2 protein-coding genes are annotated in these 2,164 nt (G+C 68.9%); both read left to right on the top strand.

Going from position 1 to position 2,164, the window contains the following annotated elements:
- Positions 1-202: 202 nt before the first annotated feature.
- On the top strand, positions 203-1,771 hold the full coding sequence (gene istA / locus G582_RS0113310; RefSeq protein WP_028840229.1) for an IS21 family transposase: 1,569 nt from the start codon (positions 203-205) through the stop codon (positions 1,769-1,771).
- 9 nt (positions 1,772-1,780) lie between these two features.
- Positions 1,781-2,164: ATP-binding protein (locus tag G582_RS0113305; protein WP_028840230.1), on the top strand; the 384-nt coding region annotated here is incomplete at its 3' end.

Genomic DNA, 2,164 nt, shown 5'->3' with positions numbered 1-2,164 from the left:
TGCGTATTTCGGCCCATCGTGACCGCCCATTTCGCTAAGCCGTGACCGGTCGTTTCGGTAAGGCGTGACCGCTGATTTCGCTTGATCGTGACCGATTCCGGTCGGTTTCCGGACTCGCCGGTCACACCTTAGCGAAACGCCCCCTTGGGTTCGTTGTGCATGTTTCCAGCGGTCGCCATCCTCCCCGCCCTTTGGGGGAGCGATGCCGACACCGAGAGTGACCATGCGCAACATCAAGGAATTGCTTCGCCTCAAGTTCGACTGCGGGCTCTCGCACGAGCGCATTGGCCGTGCCCTGGGTCTGTCCAAGGGCGTGGTCAGCAAGTACGTGGCCCGGGCCGGGATTGCCGGCCTCGACTGGCCGGGCGTGGCGGCGCTGGACGAGGCCCAGCTTGCGGCGCGGCTGTGCCCGCCGGCGGCGAGCCAGCGTGGTGAGCGGGCCGGCATCGATCTGCCTTGGGTGCATCGCGAGCTGCGCCGCAAGGGCGTGACCCTGCAGCTGCTGTGGCAGGAGTACTGCCAGGGCCATCCCGGCCTGCCGACCTACCAGTACACCCAGTTCTGCGCGCACTACCACGCCTATGCCGGTGTGCAGCGGCGCTCGATGCGACAGCTGCATCGCGCCGGCGAGAAGCTGTTCATCGACTACGCCGGTCCGACTGTGCCGATCGTCAATCCCGACACCGGCGAGATGCGCCGGGCGCATATCTTCGTCGCGGTGCTGGGCGCATCCAACTACACCTACGCCTGTGCCACCGTCGGCGAGACGCAGGGCGACTGGCTGCGCGGCCTGAGCCGGGCGCTGCAGTTCTTTGGCGGCGTGCCGGCGCTGGTGGTGCCAGACAATCCGCGTGCGTTGGTCAAGCGTCCAGACCGCTACGAGCCCGCACTCAATCGCGCCACCCAGGCCTGTGCCGAGCACTACGGCACCGCCATCCTGCCGGCGCGGCCGCGCAAGCCGCAGGACAAGGCCAAGGTCGAGGTCGGCGTGCAGGTGGTCGAGCGCTGGATCCTCGCGCGCTTGCGGCACCAGTGCTTCTTTACCCTGGCCGCGCTGAACCAGGCGATTGCCGAGCTTCTGGTCGAGCTCAACGCCCGTCCGTTCAAGACGCTACCGGGCAGCCGCCGCGACTGGTTCGAGCGCCTCGACCGGCCGGCGCTGGGGCCGTTGCCGGAGCAGTCCTTCGAGGTCGCCCGCTTCAAGGTCTGCCGGGTCAACATCGATTACCACGTCGACCTCGACGGGCACTACTACAGCGTTCCGCACGCGCTGGTGCGGCGCGAGGTCGAAGCCCGGATCACCGACACCACGGTGGAGATCCTGCACGGCGGCCGGCGCGTTGCCAGCCATGCGCGATCGCGAAGCCCGGGTGGCTACAGCACGCTCGCCGAGCACATGCCGGCGGCGCACCGCGCGCATCGGGAATGGTCGCCGGGTCGGTTCCTGCGTTGGGCCGAGGACATCGGCCCGGCGACCCGGCAGTTGGTCGAACACCTGCTCACGGCACGACCGCATCCGGAGATGGGCTATCGCAGCTGCCTCGGCCTGCTGGCGCTGGCGCGGCAGTACGGGCATGACCGGCTGGAAGCGGCCTGCGCCCGCGCCTGGGCCATCGGTGCACGCACCCGACGCTCGGTGTTGTCGATCCTGCAGGGCGGGCTCGATCGCCAGCCACTGCCGACCGCCGCGGCGCAGGTCGACTGGATCAGCCCGGAGCACGACAACCTGCGCGGCCCCGATTACTACCTCACGCCCCCCACCACCCACTGAAGGACACCCATGCTGACCCAACACACCCTTGATCAGCTACGCACCCTCAAGCTCGACGGCATGGCCCGTGCACTGGAGGAGCAGCGCAGCCTGCCGGCCTGCCACGAACTGTCGTTCGAAGACCGGCTCGGCCTGCTGGTCGATCGCGAGCGCAGTTGGCGCGACTCGCGTCGCCTCGATCGCCTGCTGCGCCAGGCCAAGCTCAAGCAGGGCGATGCCTGCCTCGAAGACGTCCACTACGGCGCCAGCCGTGGCCTCGACAAGCGCCTGGTCGCCAGCCTCGCCGACGGCGACTGGATCCGCCAGAGCCAAAGCGTGCTGTTGACCGGCCCGACCGGCGTCGGCAAGACCTGGCTCGCCTGCGCGCTCGGCCAGCAGGCCTGTCGCCAGGGG

The sequence above is a fragment of the Thermomonas fusca DSM 15424 genome (assembly GCF_000423885.1).
In the GTDB taxonomy this organism is placed as follows: Bacteria; Pseudomonadota; Gammaproteobacteria; order Xanthomonadales; family Xanthomonadaceae; genus Thermomonas; species Thermomonas fusca.
This window is presented reverse-complemented; position numbering and strand designations above follow the sequence as displayed.